We start from the raw sequence: 16,597 nt of genomic DNA on the forward strand, positions 1-16,597 counted from the left end.
GATGCGCCTTGTTTTTTGCGGCACTCCGCAGTTCGCGGTTCCAACGCTGAAGGCGCTGCTACGTGCCGGGCACGACATCCGGCTTGTCGTTACGCAGCCCGACCGTCCTAGCGGACGGGGTATGCAACTTGTCGCTCCACCGGTGAAACACGCCGCGCTCGCCGCTGGTATTCCAATCGCGCAGCCAGAAAAGATAAAAAACAACCAGGATTTTCGTGCGCAATTGGAAATGATTCAGCCTGAGGCGATCATCGTTGTAGCCTACGGCCGCATTATTCCGAAGTGGATGTTGGATCTGCCGCACTTCGGCAATCTGAATCTGCACGCATCTTTGCTGCCTAAGTATCGTGGTGCTGCCCCGATTCAATGGGCAGTTGCGAATGGAGAGCCGGTAACGGGGGCAACCACCATGCGCATCGACGAGGGCCTGGATACTGGCGATATGCTCATGCAGCGTGAACTGCCGATCGCTCCTGATCACACGGCAGAGGACATATTTCCATTGCTGGCCGAAATGGGTGCTCCGTTAATGGTCGAAACTCTTGAGAGACTGACCGCGGGCACCATTAACCCCAGAAAGCAGGATGATTCACAGGCCACGCTCGCGCCGATTCTAAAACGAGAGGACGGGCAGGTTGATTTCACTCGTTCAGCAATGGAAATCTATAACCGGTGGCGTGGCTTTCAGCCCTGGCCCGGAGCCTACACGCAATTCCGCGGTAAAAAGCTAGCCTTCCACCATATGATGCCAATGGAACTCCGGGGCGAACAGAGCGTGCCAGGTGAGGTAGGTGTCGAACATGGTCAACTCTTTGTCGACTGCGGTGCAAATAGCCGGCTTGAAATCTTTGGAGTTCAGGCAGAAGGCAAAAAACGCATGTCTGCGGCAGATTTTCTGCGCGGCCACCAGTTGACGACTGGCGATCGCCTGGGATGAACGGCGTTGCGCCAGCACGTGCCGTAGCCTTTGAGATTTTGCTGAAAGTAGAACGCAGCGCAGGTAATAGTGACGAATTGTTATATCAACCTGCCGTGGCAAGGCTATCCTCACAAGACCGCAATCTAGCCACAAACCTGGTAATGGGCACTCTAAGATGGCAGATTGCTCTGGACACGCGCATTACCGCACTACTGACCCGCCCCAACACACAACTTGACCCTGTAGTGAAAATTGCATTGCGACTTGGTGCATTTCAGTTGCTCTATCTTGATCGTGTGCCCGTCTATGCGGCAATTGGCGAAAGTGTTGAACTCGCCAAAGGCACAGCCAACAAATTCGCTGCCGGAATGGTGAATGCAATTCTGCGCAAGATCGCAGCGCAGCCCAAACCAGGAGCGACGTCTGGAATCATCAAAACCGCCGATTTGGCGGAGGCCTTTGCGCACCCTCAGTGGCTGGTCGAACGCTGGGTGAAGAACTTCGGATTGCAAACGGCACTGCGAATCTGTGAATACGACCAACAGCCTGCCCCTGTCTTTGTTCGACTGATGACACGAGATGCAGAGCAGGCATTACTGCAGGAAGCTATCGAGCTTGCTCCCGGAAACTTCCTGGTCAATGTCCGCAGAGTGACAAGTGGCGACGTCTCGGCGACTACCGCCCTTAAAAACGGCAGGGTGCGCATTCAAGATGAGGGATCGCAACTTATCGCAGAAATCGCAGGACATGGGATGCGGATTCTAGACGCCTGCGCAGCTCCCGGTGGGAAGACCGCTATTCTGGCAGAACGCAATCCTGATGCCTCAATCATTGCCTGTGATGTCAGCAAGAGACGGCTCGCCAAAATGCAACAAGTCTTGCAGAACACTTCTTACGGGCCCGGAATCAATTTCAAATTGGCCGATGCAGCTACCCTCACGCTTAGACCAGAGTTTGATCTCGTTTTGTGTGACGCGCCATGCAGTGGCACTGGAACGCTGGCGCGAAATCCAGAAATTCGTCATCGGCTCAGACCGGAAGAATTGAAGCGCCAATACGATCGTCAAGTGGCAATTCTGAATTGCGTAATGGGAGGTATCAAAGCAGGCGGTCGACTCCTCTATTCCACGTGCTCTCTCGAGCCAGAAGAAAATGATCTTGTTGTTCGCGAGTGCCTCAATCGTCGAGATGATTTTGAAATGATTCGCCTGGATCAGGAGATTGAGCGGATCGCGGGTGCTGGGGTTCTTCACGCTGAAGGTGCAGACACGTTGCGCGCCACCACACTTGTAAATGGCTGTCTGCGCACGCTGCCCGGCGTTCACGCATGCGATGGTTTCTTCGCGGCTTTGCTAGTACGTCCTGCCTAGCGGGCAACGGTCAATTGAATTGTGGTGTTTGCATCAACGCGATGCCCTGCAATCGGTAATTGCGCTGTCACGGTGCCCGGGGGAACTGGGGCAGTCAGGGTCTGCGTTGTATTGACTGAAACGGCGGGAACACTTGTTGGTACAACCGTTGTAGGCGTTAGCTTGAGACCTGCGTGGGTTATGGCGGCAGCAGCAGCAGCGAACAATTGCCCGGTGAGATCCGGCATCACAACGTCGGTTCCGTCAGCGCTTGTGCGCCCGGCATATGCGACCAATAAGCTCATGCTGGGCCGTCCCACTCCCAGAGCATCCGGTGCAGGATTCTGCGCGATGACAGCACTTGCTGATGCGCCGGAGTAGGGCATTCGCGCGACATTCCCAAGATCAAGCCCGGCGCGCCGAATGGCGATTGTTGCCGCTCTCTCCGGCTGTCCAATTACATTGGGAATCGCCATTCGTTGGGGACCAAGGCTTTCCGTAATACGAACATGCCATTCGCGGCGGACAACCGTGCCTGATGCCGGAGATTGAGAAAGAACGCGGCCTGACGGCATCTCAGCACTGTAGAAATGATTGTCGACGCTCAGGTTCAACTCAAGGGAGGCAGCTTTTCGCATCGCATCAGCTGTTGTTAATCCTCTGAAGTCCGGTACTGAAACTTCCGCTCCATGGATGGCAAAATGCATCGTCGTTATGGCCGACAGCAACGCGACAACACACAAAAGCAAGAACACCAATGCGAGCCGAAAGAAGGGAATCATTCGCGCGGAACTCCATCCATATATTCGATGACGAACTCGATTGCAGCATTCTTTTCCAGCATTTTGGATACGGAGCAGTATTTATTCTTTGAAAGTGAAACGGCGTCTTCCATTCCCTTTTTCGAAACCGCACCCCCGACGCGATAGACCAGCCGAATATGTGTGAACACGCGCGGCGGAGCTGGGGACTGTTGTGCCTCCGCAGAAACTGCAAGACTGGTAATCGGTTCGCGCTTCTTCTGCAGAATACTGACAATATCCATCGAGGTGCACCCGCAGAGCGCTGTTAAAACGACCTCCATTGGGCTTGGTCCTGTAGTGTGTGCCTGATCGGCATCGAAATGTATCGTGTGGCCACTCCCTGAACTCCCTACATACTGCGTTCCTTCCTTCCATTCAGTGCTTGCGATCATATAACTTCCTTTCACTGATGATGATTGTCCTGGCAGGTTCCGGATGGACCAGGACACGATAGACCTCGGGGCATTCCAGCTTGAAGTCGTCTTCAAGGGCAGTGATCCGTCGTGTACTCGACGCATCTCTATTGTCGGGAAGGGTACAATGGCACGAAACCTGCGTTTTGTCTCCCATCCTTCCAAGCATGGTGCTTAATTCAGGCTTTCATACCGCGGTAGAGTCCGGCAATGCCGAAGCTATAGGGTTGCCATGAAACGTTTGTGAACCCGATGCCGCGCATCTCATCGAGCATTTCATGTGGTGGCGGGAATTTGTGCACGGATGCGGGAAGATACGCATAGGGCCCCGCGGTACCTGAGATACGCGATCCGATCGCGGGGAGCACTCGGCGGAAGTAAAACGCGTAGAGTTTTCCGAATAAGCCGTCGGGCTCGCTGAAGTCGAGAATGCCGACCAAGCCGCCGGGACGCAGGACGCGATGAAATTCAGCCAAGCCTGCGCAGTAATTTGCGAGATTGCGGAAACCGAAGGCTGTGGTGATTAGATTTACGGAATTATTCGCAAGCGGAAGTTGTAAGGCATCAGCTTCGATTGCTGCGGCGTTTTGTCCCACAAATTTGGCGCGGCCGCGAACCAGCATTTGATGCGCGAAGTCTGCGGCGAGGACTGGCCTGCTATTTGCTAGCCGATGGCGCAGGAGGGCCATCGTCATGTCGCCGGTGCCGCAGCAGATATCGAGGATCGTTGCATCGGGGTTCGAAAGCACGTCGCGGAACTTGCGTGCGGTTCGCCACCACCAGAGGCGGTCGACGTTCATGGAGAGCACATGGTTGAGAAGGTCGTAGCGCGGCGCAATGCTGTCGAACATTTCACGCACGGCGCGAGCGGCGCTCTGCTCATCAGAGGTTCCGGCGGGTTGAGCGCCCTGAGTCAGCATCACGATTCCTTCACCTTGCTGAGCATCCAGTCGATAGCCGCAATTAGCTCAGTGTCGGTTACATTTTCGATGACGGATGCATTGCCAATTTCTTGAGGCAACACAAAGCGGCGAACCCCTGCGCGGTTTTTCTTATCGCGCGATGCTGCATCAAGCAGACGTTGGGCTGTTGTTTTGAAATGAGGAAGCGGACCATAGTCAAGGATCGTGCGTTCGACTCGATTTGCGTTAGTGGTTGAGATTGTTCCGCGCATGCGTCCAAGCTGGAGAGCAGCGAGCATACCCCAGGCGACGGCTTCGCCGTGTAGCAGCTTGCGATAGTGCATTGCGGCCTCGATCGCGTGGCCGACTGTATGGCCGAAATTCAGAATCATGCGCAGGCCAGATTCTTTTTCATCGATTCCGACGACATCTGCCTTCATACGTATGGACGCGGAGATAACATATTCAAGCGCTTTGTTGCCCCGCTTGAGAATAGTTTCGGCGTTGCGTTCCATGAAGCGGAAAAGACGCGCGTCGCGGATTACACCGGCTTTCAGGCTTTCGAAGAGTCCGGCTCGCAATTCACGGTCGGGAAGAGTCCGCAGCAGATCGATATCGGCAAAGACGGAGAGAGGATGATGAAAGCTGCCGATGAGGTTCTTTCCCGATGCGAGGTTTGCGCCGGTCTTTCCGCCTACGGATGAATCTACCTGCGCCAGCAGTGTTGATGGAATCTGGATATAGTCGATGCCACGCATGTAGATGGCGGCAAGGAATCCACCGATGTCGCCGATAATGCCGCCGCCGAAGGCGACGAGGAGAGAGCTTCGATCTGCGTGATGGGAGGCCAATTGCGAGGCTAGTTGTTCAATGTAGGTGAGCCGTTTGTATTGCTCTCCTGCGGGCAAAAATAAGACGGCGGGTTGATTTCCCTTAGGGAAGGAAGCAAGGAAGTACTTCGACCAGAGCGCCCAGATCTCGGGCGATGTAAGAACAAAGATGCTATTCCGTTTGGGCAGCCTTCGCCAAAGGGTAGACAGTAAGCCGCTTCCAACGACGACGGGGTACTTTGCCGACTCAGTTTTGACTTGAATTGTTCGCACGCTCTTTACATCGTATCGTACGGATTCTTGTCGCATCTTTTGCGGTGGCTAGCGAGTCTAGAAGTGTTGCGTGCGCGAGTGATAGCCTCAAAGTTTATGGAAGTTCCAACACCGGCAGAATACGTGATCGTAGGTGCAGGCATTGCTGGCTTGCGTGCAGCTATTGGCTTGTCGAATGCGGGTCACGTTTTAGTGATTACGAAAGAGCAGCTGGGCGAATCGAACACGAGCTACGCTCAGGGTGGAATTGCCGTAGCCATGGGTGGCGATGAGGATGTGTCTCTCCACCTTGAAGACACAGTCAATGCCGGCGATGGACTGGTCAATCGTGAAGCGGCAAGAGTGTTGGTGGAAGAAGGTCCACAGCGTGTGGACGAACTTCTGCACTGGGGTACAGGGTTTGACCGTCATAACGGCGAACTGATGCTCACAAGGGAGGGCGCTCATAGTAGGAACCGGATCTTGCATGCCAACGGAGATGCGACAGGGGCAGAGATTGGCCGCTCACTTCTGGAGCATGCGCGTGCTTTGAAAAATGTCAGCCTGCTCGAATGGGCGATGTGTGTTGACCTGCTCGTTGAGGGGGATGAGGTCGTTGGCCTTACTGTTCTTGACCACGAGGGTCGGCTACATGCTATTCGTGCAAGCGCTGTGTTGTTGGCGAGCGGAGGAGCGGGACAGGTCTATAGCGATACGACGAATCCAACGGTAGCCACTGGGGATGGCATTGCCATGGCGTATCGTGCGGGAGCGGAGATCTCCGATATGGAGTTTTATCAATTTCATCCGACCGCATTGAGCCTGCCCGGTGTTTCTCGCTTTCTGCTTTCTGAAGCATTACGTGGTGAGGGGGCTTATTTGTGCAATGCACGCGGTGAGCGATTTATGGAACGCTACCATTCTCTGGAAGAGCTGGCGCCGCGCGATGTGGTTGCGCGGGCCATCACGCTTGAGGGAATTGGCTCTAATGGTGAGCAAATTCCTGTCTACCTTGATATGCGGCATGTTCAAGGAGTGGATTTACACAAGCGGTTTCCCGGCATCTCAGCGTTTCTTGCCCAGCACGGGCTTGATCTAGGCCGTGATCTTATTCCGGTGCGTCCGGCTGCTCACTACCTGATGGGCGGCGTGAAGACTGATGTAAATGGGAAGACTTCTTTGCAGCGTCTCTATGCAGCGGGTGAGGCCGCTTGTACAGGTGTTCACGGAGCTAACCGTCTGGCCAGCAATTCTCTTCTGGAAGGGCTGGTTTTTGGTGCGCGTGCTGCTGAGGCGATGCGTGCGGAAAGTGGCGTTAAGGCAAGATCCATCTCTGTTGATGATTCAAAGTCTACGCCTTCGTCTCATCAAGCTGGGAATCTTTTGGAGGAATTACAACAGGTTACGTGGCAGAAAGCCGGATTGCTTCGCGATGCTTCAGGGTTGCGTGAGGCTGAGGTAGAACTTCAACGCACATGCACTCAGCTACCTAAAAGCACGGCTCGGTCCTCACTTGAACTGCGCAATCTGCATACGATCGGGGAATTAATTGTGCGTTCGGCGTTGGCGCGTAAGGAGAGCCGTGGAGCGCACTTCCGCAACGACTATCCGAAACGAGACGAGGCTAATTTTCAGAAACATTCTGTATTGAGTAAAGATCAGAGCGCTGTTCGCTTCGACGCTGACTAGCTGTGTTTCTTTTCCGGGATGAGTTTGCTGGCGATGGCGAAGATCAATAAGACAGTCAGGATAAAGGCCAGTGAGATTGTGACGGGAACTTCGACCCAGTACACTAACAACATCTTGAGCGCGACGAAGGCGAGAATGACTGCGAGTCCGTAGTGCAAGAGGCGCAGCTTGTCGAGCATCCCGGCGAGAACGAAATATAAAGAACGCAATCCGAGAATCGCGAAGATATTCGACGTGTAAACGATGAACGGATCGCGCGTGATGGCCAGCACGGCCGGAATCGAATCGAGCGCGAAAACAAGATCGGTTGCTTCCACTGCGAGAATCACGAACAACAATGCGGGCATGCCGAGTTTCACGCCCGATTCACCTTGATCTTTCACTCCTCGCAGGCAGCGGCGTTGCAACCAACTCATCATTCCGGGCTTCGATTCGCCGCCGGGCTTATGACGGAGCAGGCGAATCGCCGCAACCAGCAGAAATGTACCAAAGACGTATTCAATCCACGCGAAGCGATTCAATAATGAAACGCCGACAGCGATGAAGGTGGCCCGCATCACGATGGCGCCCAGCACTCCCCACAGAAGCACACGTCGCTGCTCGTCTGCATCGAGACGCAGAGAGCGGAACATCAACAGGAAAACGAATAAATTGTCGACGCTTAGCGAAGCTTCGATCAGGTAGCCGGAGAAGAACTCCAGTCCTGGCTCCCGGCCCTGTGTCTTTGAAAGAAAGAGCGCGAAGCCGCAGGCCAGCGTGGCGAGAAAAATTGTCCATGCCCAGGCCTTTCGCAGCCTTGCTGAGTGTGTGCCTCCCTGCAGAAGGACAAGATCGACGATTAACAGGACAGCAACGAGGATGTGAAATCCAACCCAGTATGAGATGGATGCTCCGCCAATCATCGTTAGCGCTGATTCAGGAGCCGGATGGTTTCAAGCATCGTGTTGCCGACAATGGTGAGACTCTTCGCGCTAATCTTATCCATCGTGTCTTGGGCGGTGTGCCAGTAGGAGTTCTGATATCCGTAGTTGAGATCGATAATGTCTGCCGAAGGGACGCCGCGGCGCACAAACGGGAGATGATCGTCGGAGTCGGCAGTTTGTTCCTGAAAGAAATAGGATTGATCGCCATTTTTTGCAGCAGCTCGTTTAATTACATCGAGCAGCCACTGCGTCGAGTTCGAATCGCGTTGAATATCAAGATCTTTGTCACCGATCATGTCGAGAATGATAAAAGCTTTGATGCGCTTCAGCGTGCCGTCGTTCTGCCATTTTGCCGCGAGATGACGGCTGCCGTACGTACTGTCTGAATCAGACCATTCTTTAAATGCTTCTTCGCCGTCGAAGAAGACCATCCAGACGCTGTAACCGTCGAGCGTGCGACCGCGCAGGTGATTCGCCATTTCGATCAGTAAACCTGTCGATGAGCCGCCATCGTTTGCGCCGATGAAGTTGATGTTGCGTAGCGGATAGTTTGTCTCGTAGTGCGATGCCAGCACGATCGCTCCGTCTTTTTTGCCGGGGAAGCGGACGATGAAGTTGTGCATCTGCTGGGGGCCGGCCGGGGTGTCCATCGTGAAGGTGTCTTCTTCGAGGTTGTCTTTGGCGAATTGCTTCTTCAGGAAGGCTTCGGCCTTGGCGTGGCCGGGGCTTCCGACCCACCGCGGGCCAATGGAGACGAACTGGCGGGTGTATTCGAGAGCTCGTGCGCCGTTGAAGGCGTCGGTAGAGGCGTTTGCACTCGCACACATAAGCAGGAGTGCGAATAAGCAGCGGTACATCAGGCTGCGGCCTCGTCCTTCTTCTTACGGCGGCGGCTCGGATGCACCATGAAGGCTACGCCAATGCTAATGAGGTAGAGCACAAGCATAGGTGTCGCAAAGACACACATGGTAAGAACGTCCGGCGTCGGCGTAATGATGGCCGCGATGATGAAGATGATCAGGATCGCGTAGCGCAGGTTTCTCCACAGGAATCTTGCGTTGACGATGCCAAAGAGCGCCAGGAACATCACCAGAATCGGCAGTTCGAATGTCACTCCAAGCCCGAGAATGACTGTCAGGAACAGGTCTGTATATTCGTTAATCTCGATGAGCGGGTTGAAGTCCTTGTTAAAGGTGAAGAGGAAGTCGAGGGAGCCGGGGAAGACCCAGCGGTAGCCGAAGTAGGCTCCGGCGAGAAACAGGCTCACCGTCGCGACCATGAAGGGGGTCACGAAGCGCTTCTCCTGCTTGTAGAGTCCCGGGGAGATGAAGAGCCAGACCTGATAGAGCACGAAGGGCGCGGCGATGATGCAGCCGGCCATGAAGCTGATCTTCAGGTACATGTTGAAGCCGTCGATCGGATTGTGATAGTTCAGCAGGGCTGGCTGGTGATGCTTGGTCAGCGCGTACTTGATCGGCCGCTCCATGAAGCCGTAGATCTTCTCGTGAAAGCCGTAGGCGACGAAGAAGCCGACAACGAGATAAATGACCGAGTGCACGATGCGGCGGCGGAGTTCCTCCAGGTGCTCGAGAAGGCTCATGCCGGGCAGTTCTGCGCGTTCCGATACGGCGCCGCGAGCGCGGTCTAAGAAATCAAGCATGGTGGATCGGGGTGTGCTCGCTTTCAGGGGTTTCAGAGCCCGTTCCGTTTACAGCTTCGCGCGCGACTTGCTCTTCTTTTCTTACTGCTTCCTGGTAGCCAGGATCGATCTCAGAGACCGGCAGGTCTTTATTGTAGGGCCATTCGGTGGCGCTGACCGGCTCTCCGGTGCTCGGAGGCTGGATGGTCGGCGTTGCCGGGGTTGCAGGCTCGGCGGTTGCTGTGGTCTCGGCGGGGAGCTGCGGCGCTTCGGCCTGAGATTTCGCGGCGGTTGCTTCCAACTGCTTTTGCCTTTCCTGCTGTTCCATGTTGCGCAACTCTTCGTCGATCTGCATTTTGAAGTCGTTGCTTGCGCGGCGGAACTCGGCCAGGAGCTTGCCGATCTGGCGGCCTATTTCCGGGAGCCGCTTGGGGCCGAAAAGGACCAATGCCAACAGGAAGATAAAGATGGAGTCGCCGAAGTGCATCTCGTTCCATCATGATACCTGCCAGAAAGGATGGCTCACAAATATGGACCGTTTTCGGGTTTCGTCACGATGCAAGGGCCTACCCCCCTCCCCCGGGGGTGTCTCTTTGATTTATTTGTTTTCAATAGTTTAGCAGGGGATCATCCCCTGCTATGCTTATGATTCTAAAAAGTTTAACTGCTTTCTAGTGTTTTCAATCACTTAGCGGGGGGCCCCTTCCTCAAATGAGAAAAGCCCGCCGAAAGGGCGGGCTTTTTCTCTCTTCTTCTATTTTAGCAATTCAGGCGGTAATCGCACGCCAATTTGTTGCTGCTATTTTCTGTTTGGAATGTGTGCGTTAGAAGATTTTTTCAGGTTTGGGGGGCTTGACAGCGGTTGTTGTGGAAAAAGGTTGGCGATAAGAGTTTCTGAAGGTATCTGTGCCGAAGAACGTGGCAAATTTGTGCGTTTAACGTTGAGTTAAGTCGAGAATTCGTGTCACAAATCGGGGTTTAAGTGCAGCGATTTTTTTGCGTGCAGAAAATCTAGAACCGCCTCACACAAGCCAAATGAAGGATTATATGGACCCATCCCGCCTGCTTAAGGGGCGCGAGCAAGGTGGCACGTCGGTGCCCGACGCGCGGCTGAATATGATCCGCTGCGGTCTTTGACCTGTGCGGATGGGCCTACGGCAGTAAGGTTGGTCGCCTAGGGCGACCGCTTTATTCCGGGGACTGAAGTCCCCGGCTTTTACCTAGAGGCGCGTTGCGCCTCCTGATATTTTGGAATTTGCTTTTTGCTCGATGAGGCAGCCATGCGTTGGAAACTGGGACCGGTGCACGTGAGTCAATAGAAAGCTTTCTGGGCCACGCCGTCGAGCTAGAGGCGCTGGTTTTTCATAGCCTAAGTTTCGCGGCGGTTTATGGTGCGAGGAGAACTTACGACAAGGGGGCATATTTCTCTTCGCAAGGTGTGCGCAGGGTAGAATTTTTAGAAAATGGCAACTGTACCGCCGCCTTTTGCGGCAAGAAATCGTCGCGAGAAAGCTTGGATCGAAGAAGACTTTCCATCCTCGGCACGTACTGGACTTCTTCACCTGTTGAACGAGGCGGTTGGCAAGGACTATCTTTCAGGCTGGCACATCGTCGCGAAGGAGCTTAGAAGAATTGCCAGAACGCCCGTCCGAAACTATCGTCCCAATTACGTTCCAAGCATTGAACAGGCTGAGAAGGATGCCGAAACTTTCCTTAATCAGATCGGCTGGGAACAAGTCTACGATTTCTGCGAACGACTTCACAGCCATCTTGTCCAAGGCACCGTCTACGAGCGGAACGACGAAGTGGTCACGATCACGAAAACGGAATCACAGCTGTTTATTGCTGAGGAAATGCAGCGTCTGTTTGAAGAAGAGAGTCTGGGGTACGAGTTTAGAGATGGTTTAGTACAGCGGCGAGGAAAACGCCATATGATAGACCAAATTAACAAGGCGGAAAAGGCTTTGACTGACCTGAAATTGGAGGCTGCTCGAAAGCATTTTTCAAAAGCCCTTCGCCACTTCCGTGATCGTAAGAAACCCGACCATGAAAATGCAGTAAAGGAAGCTGTTTGTGCGGTGGAAGCGGCGGCGAAGGAGTTGTTTCCTGATGCCAAGGCTACGACCCTTGGGGACTTCGTCAAATGGGCGACTGCTAGCGAATCTAACTTAATGCCGAAAACGATTGGGCAGACATTCACCGGTCTATATGCGTTTCGTAACAGCGGCGAAGGGGTATCACACGGAGCTACGTCAGGCGGAATCGTAACGGCCGAGCTTTCTGAATACGTTCTCGGGATGGCGGCTTCTCAGGTAATCTTACTGGCCGATCTGGCAAAGGACGATGAAGAGCCCCCGTTCTAAAATGCTTCTGTAGCCAGCCAACGATTTCACTGGGTGTGTTCAGTGCGTAGACGGTTAGGTCGCGCCGGCTTGCCTCCACTTCGGCCTACGGCAGTGAGGTTGTCGCCTTTAGGCGACGCTTTATTCCGGGGACTGAAGTCCCCGGCTTTTACCGAGAGGCCGCTTGCGCCTCCCGGCATTTGGAATTTGGTTTCTGCTGGAGGAAGCGGTCATGCGGTGGAAACTGGACTACCCCACACAAGCCAAAAGAAGGCTTGTATAGGCCACCCTGCCTGTTACCCCGCAATTAGGAAGGCGAATATGTCGGCATTCGCAATTCCTCGATGACGTTCCGGCAAGTTCTCTATGTAGTTCGCACTTGCGGACCGAAGGTGGCGCGTCGGTTTCGACGCGCGGCTGAAGGTGATCCGCTGCGGTCTTTGACCTTCGCCGATCCACCCCATCACGCGAACAACGCGCGTGACGGGGACCCCGGAGGATGAGCCTACGGCAGTAAGGTTGTCGCCTTCGGCGACCGCTTTATTCCGGGGACTGAAGATCACCCCAGAACACGAACTCCGCGTGTTCCGGGGACCCCGATCCGTCCCCGGCTCCTACCTAGAGGCGCTTTGCGCCCCCCCATATTTCGAAATTGCATTTTGCTGGAGGAAGCGGCCTTGCATTGGAAACTGGAACTGCCCCATACAAGCCAAAAGAAGGTGTAAAGTTCCACGAGATACTTTACAGTTTGTCTCCAGAGATTGTTTACAGTTTTGGATTTCAGAAGGGGTCTTCTATCCAGCGATCGACGATCGTCGATCGCTGGATAGAGAAGTCCAGTTCCCGGATCAGCGTGGTGCAGTAGTAGACCAGCACACGCTGCTCCACAGCCACGATCTGCACCCATTGCCGGTTCAGAGCGCGACTGAGATGCCACTGTTGCCCGCCTACCTGGAGTTTGCCGTCGGCGTCTACCTTGCGCAAGACCGCTCCCTCCGGATACTCCCAGCCGGCCGGGTGGGGCTGATATTTCCGCCGACTCGGCTGCCATACCTTCGCCGGGGTTTTCATCCCCAGGGCTTCATGCGGCCGAAGATGGTTATATTCCCAGCGATAGTCATCCAGCCACTGCTGCGTGCGCTGCTCCCACAGGCGCCTCCTCTGGATGGAACGCAGCAGCGTGCCGTGGAAACGCTCCACTTTGCCTTGTGTCTGCGGGTGCCGCACCCCGCTCCAGTACAGCCGGATCCCTTGCTGCATCAGCCAGACGGAGATCTTCGTCAGCCCCAGCGGGATCGCGGCCCCACCATGGAATGCCATGATCCATCAGCATCGCCTCCGGCACCCCGCAGCGCAGAAATGCCTCTTCCAACTGCTCGCGCACCGGCTCTGCCTGCGTGCTGCCCAGCGCCCGTAACCCGATCAGGTAGCGGCTATGATCATCGAGAATCGATAACGGACCCACTTCCTGATTCCATCCGCTCGGTCCCTTGAAGTCCATCTGCCACAGCTCATTGGGATGGCTGCGCTCAAACCGCTGACAGCATCGGCTGCTCTGCAACCGATCGCGCACCAGATCGTGGCGGCGCAAGATGCGGTGGATCGTACTGGGCGGAAGTTGCTGGCCCGATCGCTCGAGCAGCACGCTCAACTTACGCGCTCCCCAATCCGGATACCGCCGCCGCAACGCCATCACCTGCTCTTCCAGCGACTCCCTGATCCGGGTCGGACTCGCATGCGGCTTCCGGCTCTGTTCTGCGATGCCTTCAAGACCTCCGCTACGATACCGTTTCCACCACAAATACCCGGTCGGACGGGATACCCCGAACTCTTCACAGAGCCGGCTGAAAGGCTTCTCCCCGCGTGTCGCCGCGACTACAAACTCCACCCGCTGCTGCCGTACATCCATCGTCTTCCAGCCCATCTCGCCTTTACACTCCGCCGCTCGCTGCGCTCGCCGCGGAGTGTAAAGGATGTCCGGAGACATTTTGTAAAGCATGTCATGAAACTGAACACCAAAACCAGGCTTGTATGGGCCACCCGGCCACCCCGCCTAAATAACTTTGGTCCGCGTACCGCGGCAACGCTCGCTTACTGTGATGTATTGACCATACAAAAGAGCAAGGGGAATCCTGGGAGTGCCGGCATTCATCTCTTGATTGTTGAGAGTTTGCCCTGAGGCCTGGCGGATTCGACGCTGGATGGAAGGGCGAGCCGAAGAATCAATGCTTGCAATCAACCGGAGATGACACTATGAAAGCAACCCAGACCCTCCACAATCTCGGTCAGAGCCTTTGGCTCGACAACATCACTCGCGACATTCTGAATAACGGCACTCTGAAGCGATACGTAGACGAATTTTCGGTTACGGGCCTTACTTCCAACCCGACCATCTTCGAACACGCGATTTCCAAGAGCGCTTCCTACGACGAGGATATTGTCGGGTTCAACGAGCAAGGGGTACACGACGAGGCGCTGTTCTTTGAGCTCGCGCTGCAGGACCTGAGAAGAGCGGCAGACCTGTTCTTGTCTGCGCACACACGCACCAATGGCGTTGACGGGTACGTTTCACTTGAACTCTCGCCGCGACTGGCGTACGACACGAAGGCATCTGTCGCCTCCGCCAAAGAATTGCACGCTAAAGCCAACCGCCCGAATTTGTTTATTAAGATTCCTGGCACTAAAGAAGGAAATCCAGCCATTGAAGAGTCGATCTTCTCGAGTGTTCCCATCAATGTGACCTTACTGTTTTCCGCCGATCACTACGTCGCTTCCGCAGAAGCGTACATGCGTGGTATCGAAAGGCGAATCGATGCAGGCCTGTCTCCGAATGTTCGGTCGGTGGCGTCGGTGTTCCTGAGCCGCTGGGACAAGGCAACGATGGATAAGGCGCCAAGCGAGCTGCGAAACAAGCTGGGCATCGCGGTTGGTCAACAGGTGTACAAAGCCTATCGAGACATTCTGGATTCCGACCGGTGGCAAAGACTGGCGAACTTCGGGGCTCAAGCGCAACGCCTTCTGTTTGCCAGCACCGGCACAAAGGATCCGAAAGCGTCCGATATTCTCTATGTTTCAGCGCTCGCAGCTCCAAACACGATCGATACCATGCCGGAGGAAACTTTGGTGGCGTTCCATGACCACGGGGTAGTGAAGGGATCGATGCCGCGTGATGGTGGTGACTTCAAGACGGTTCTCGACGGGTTTCAGAAGGCGGGCATCGACCTTACAAAGCTGGCTGCCGATTTGCAATCGGACGGCGCGAAGTCTTTCGACAAGTCGTGGGACAGTTTGCTGCAGACGATCCAGTCGAAGAGCGAAAGCCTGCAGACAAAATGAAGGGTGGTCCGGGGACTGAAGTTTCCGGCTTCTACTTGGAGCCGCTTTGCGCTTTTTGGTATTTAGACTTTGCTTTTTGCAGCAGGAAGCGGCCATGCGTTGGAAATTGGGGACAATCCCACACAAGCCAAAAGAAGGCTTGTATGGGGCACCCCCGCCAACTCTGACGTTAATTCTCCTGAAATCATTAAGGCCGGGTTGACGGAGGATGCCAGGACGGAGTCATTTCGATGCCTAGACGTTGCAACTCGGCTGCCGGGTCCGCAAATTCATCACTTAAAGAGAAACCTTGCGCTGTCCAGGCGTCCAGGCCGCCCTTTAATACGTGAACGCCGCGAATACCATGTTTCCGCATCGCAGCAGCGACTCGTGCACTGACGAAACTATTCTTCGATCGGCAATAAATCACGATATTGACGTCGGAAGGAATTGTGATGCGCTTTTTGCGCCGAATTTCAGGAGGGGCAAGCCTGATCGCGCCCGGTATTCCAGCCACACCTTCACAGTCGTCTTCAAAGCGAAGCAAATCAATCACGCCAAACTTTTCATCCGAGTCAAGATGCTGCTTGAGTTCAGCCGGAGTGATTTGCAGAGGGCGAAGCAATTGAATCATGCGGATGAGCATGAAAACTCGCCAAAAAAACATTGCCAACAGAGGAATTCCCAAAACAATAATCAGGAAGTTAGCAGCTACAGCCAACTGCTTTGCGACCATATCCAGTTGTTTTGCAAAGAGGAAACCGCAGAAGATATAAGCTCCTGCCCAAAGGGACGCTCCTCCGGCATCGTATGCGACAAAAGAAGGGAGTGACGCGCCAAGCATTCCAGCGAGAGGGGGACAGATGCCATCGAGCCCGGGGACGAACTTAGCAACTAAGAGCAGCCGGACGCCTCTCTTTTGGAAAACGGCTCGGCCCCGCTTGATGCAGTAGCCTGGATCGCTGGTCAATGCACACAAGAGCCGCAGGACCCTCTTTCCTGCGACTCGGCCGGCCTGAAACCACACCGAGTCCGCCAAAACGCAGCCAAGGACAGCGATCACAAGTATTCCGGCGAAACTCAATTTTCCCGCGCCTGCGAGTGCTCCGCTAGAGAGAAGAAAAAGAATAGCTGGAACCGGGAGACACAATTGCCGCGCAAATACGGCCACAAAGAGGATGGGATACGTCGTGTGGATCAGGTAGTAACTCATAGGATTCG

16 protein-coding genes are annotated in these 16,597 nt (G+C 54.7%); 5 read left to right on the forward strand and 11 right to left on the reverse strand.

Translation table 11 applies throughout. The features are described 5' to 3' along the window. Position 1: 1 nt before the first annotated feature. Together fmt and H7849_RS24525 are read left to right on the forward strand one after the other, a co-directional pair. Positions 2-937, forward strand: coding sequence for a methionyl-tRNA formyltransferase (gene fmt / locus H7849_RS24520; RefSeq protein ID WP_186743078.1), 936 nt, complete (start codon positions 2-4; stop codon positions 935-937). Beyond that, positions 934-2,289 carry a transcription antitermination factor NusB gene (locus H7849_RS24525; RefSeq protein ID WP_186743079.1) on the forward strand — a complete coding sequence of 452 codons (1,356 nt, stop codon included), beginning with the start codon at positions 934-936 and terminating at the stop codon, positions 2,287-2,289. The genes fmt and H7849_RS24525 overlap by 4 nt, the downstream gene beginning before the upstream one ends. On the opposite strand, the gene H7849_RS24530 is transcribed toward H7849_RS24525, so the two are convergent. The 4 genes from H7849_RS24530 to aroB form a co-directional block, all read right to left on the reverse strand. After that, positions 2,286-3,050, reverse strand: coding sequence for a PASTA domain-containing protein (locus tag H7849_RS24530; RefSeq protein WP_186743080.1), 765 nt, complete (start codon positions 3,048-3,050; stop codon positions 2,286-2,288). The two genes, H7849_RS24525 and H7849_RS24530, sit on opposite strands and share 4 nt — an antisense overlap. Beyond that, positions 3,047-3,463 (reverse strand): OsmC family protein, encoded by a 417-nt coding sequence (locus H7849_RS24535; protein WP_186743081.1) that lies wholly within the window; start codon positions 3,461-3,463, stop codon positions 3,047-3,049. Before H7849_RS24535 ends, H7849_RS24530 begins: the two co-directional genes overlap by 4 nt. Before the next feature lie 200 nt (positions 3,464-3,663). Next, positions 3,664-4,404, reverse strand: coding sequence for a ubiquinone/menaquinone biosynthesis methyltransferase (locus H7849_RS24540; protein ID WP_186747851.1), 741 nt, complete (start codon positions 4,402-4,404; stop codon positions 3,664-3,666). Next, the gene (gene aroB / locus H7849_RS24545; protein ID WP_186743082.1) at positions 4,404-5,489 is read right to left on the reverse strand and encodes a 3-dehydroquinate synthase; all 1,086 of its coding nucleotides are present in this window, start codon (positions 5,487-5,489) and stop codon (positions 4,404-4,406) included. Before aroB ends, H7849_RS24540 begins: the two co-directional genes overlap by 1 nt. A gap of 96 nt (positions 5,490-5,585) precedes the next feature. On the opposite strand from aroB, the gene nadB reads away from it, so the two are divergent. Beyond that, positions 5,586-7,157, forward strand: a complete 1,572-nt coding sequence (nadB, locus tag H7849_RS24550; RefSeq protein ID WP_186743083.1) for an L-aspartate oxidase — start codon at positions 5,586-5,588, stop codon at positions 7,155-7,157. Here nadB and H7849_RS24555 read toward each other — a convergent pair. The 4 genes from H7849_RS24555 to H7849_RS24570 are packed head-to-tail and all read right to left on the reverse strand — an operon-like array spanning position 7,154 to position 10,206. Continuing rightward, positions 7,154-8,059: a TerC/Alx family metal homeostasis membrane protein gene (locus tag H7849_RS24555; RefSeq protein ID WP_186743084.1), complete on the reverse strand. Its 906-nt coding sequence runs from the start codon at positions 8,057-8,059 to the stop codon at positions 7,154-7,156. The genes nadB and H7849_RS24555 overlap by 4 nt on opposite strands. Positions 8,060-8,061: 2 nt before the next feature. Then, on the reverse strand, positions 8,062-8,937 hold the full coding sequence (locus H7849_RS24560; RefSeq protein WP_186743085.1) for a M28 family peptidase: 876 nt from the start codon (positions 8,935-8,937) through the stop codon (positions 8,062-8,064). Beyond that, positions 8,937-9,740: a twin-arginine translocase subunit TatC gene (gene tatC / locus H7849_RS24565; RefSeq protein WP_186743086.1), complete on the reverse strand. Its 804-nt coding sequence runs from the start codon at positions 9,738-9,740 to the stop codon at positions 8,937-8,939. Before tatC ends, H7849_RS24560 begins: the two co-directional genes overlap by 1 nt. Next, complete coding sequence (locus H7849_RS24570) at positions 9,733-10,206, reverse strand: Sec-independent protein translocase subunit TatA/TatB (protein WP_186743087.1); 474 nt, start codon at positions 10,204-10,206, stop codon at positions 9,733-9,735. The genes tatC and H7849_RS24570 overlap by 8 nt, the downstream gene beginning before the upstream one ends. A 976-nt stretch (positions 10,207-11,182) precedes the next feature. Between H7849_RS24570 and H7849_RS24575 the strand changes: the two genes are divergently transcribed. Further along, positions 11,183-12,082 carry an AbiJ-NTD4 domain-containing protein gene (locus H7849_RS24575; RefSeq protein WP_186743088.1) on the forward strand — a complete coding sequence of 300 codons (900 nt, stop codon included), beginning with the start codon at positions 11,183-11,185 and terminating at the stop codon, positions 12,080-12,082. A gap of 759 nt (positions 12,083-12,841) precedes the next feature. Here the strand turns inward: H7849_RS24575 and H7849_RS24580 are convergent. Together H7849_RS24580 and H7849_RS24585 are read right to left on the reverse strand one after the other, a co-directional pair. Next, positions 12,842-13,288, reverse strand: a complete 447-nt coding sequence (locus tag H7849_RS24580; protein WP_186747929.1) for an integrase core domain-containing protein — start codon at positions 13,286-13,288, stop codon at positions 12,842-12,844. After that, positions 13,179-14,060 (reverse strand): helix-turn-helix domain-containing protein, encoded by an 882-nt coding sequence (locus tag H7849_RS24585; RefSeq protein WP_186743089.1) that lies wholly within the window; start codon positions 14,058-14,060, stop codon positions 13,179-13,181. Before H7849_RS24585 ends, H7849_RS24580 begins: the two co-directional genes overlap by 110 nt. A 254-nt stretch (positions 14,061-14,314) precedes the next feature. Between H7849_RS24585 and tal the strand changes: the two genes are divergently transcribed. After that, positions 14,315-15,397: a transaldolase gene (tal, locus tag H7849_RS24590; RefSeq protein ID WP_186743090.1), complete on the forward strand. Its 1,083-nt coding sequence runs from the start codon at positions 14,315-14,317 to the stop codon at positions 15,395-15,397. A gap of 187 nt (positions 15,398-15,584) precedes the next feature. Here the strand turns inward: tal and H7849_RS24595 are convergent, their stop codons facing one another. Further along, the gene (locus H7849_RS24595) at positions 15,585-16,589 is read right to left on the reverse strand and encodes a VTT domain-containing protein (protein ID WP_186743091.1); all 1,005 of its coding nucleotides are present in this window, start codon (positions 16,587-16,589) and stop codon (positions 15,585-15,587) included. Positions 16,590-16,597 lie beyond the last annotated feature (8 nt).

Origin of the sequence: Alloacidobacterium dinghuense (genome assembly GCF_014274465.1) — a bacterium.
In the GTDB taxonomy this organism is placed as follows: domain Bacteria; phylum Acidobacteriota; class Terriglobia; order Terriglobales; family Acidobacteriaceae; genus Alloacidobacterium; species Alloacidobacterium dinghuense.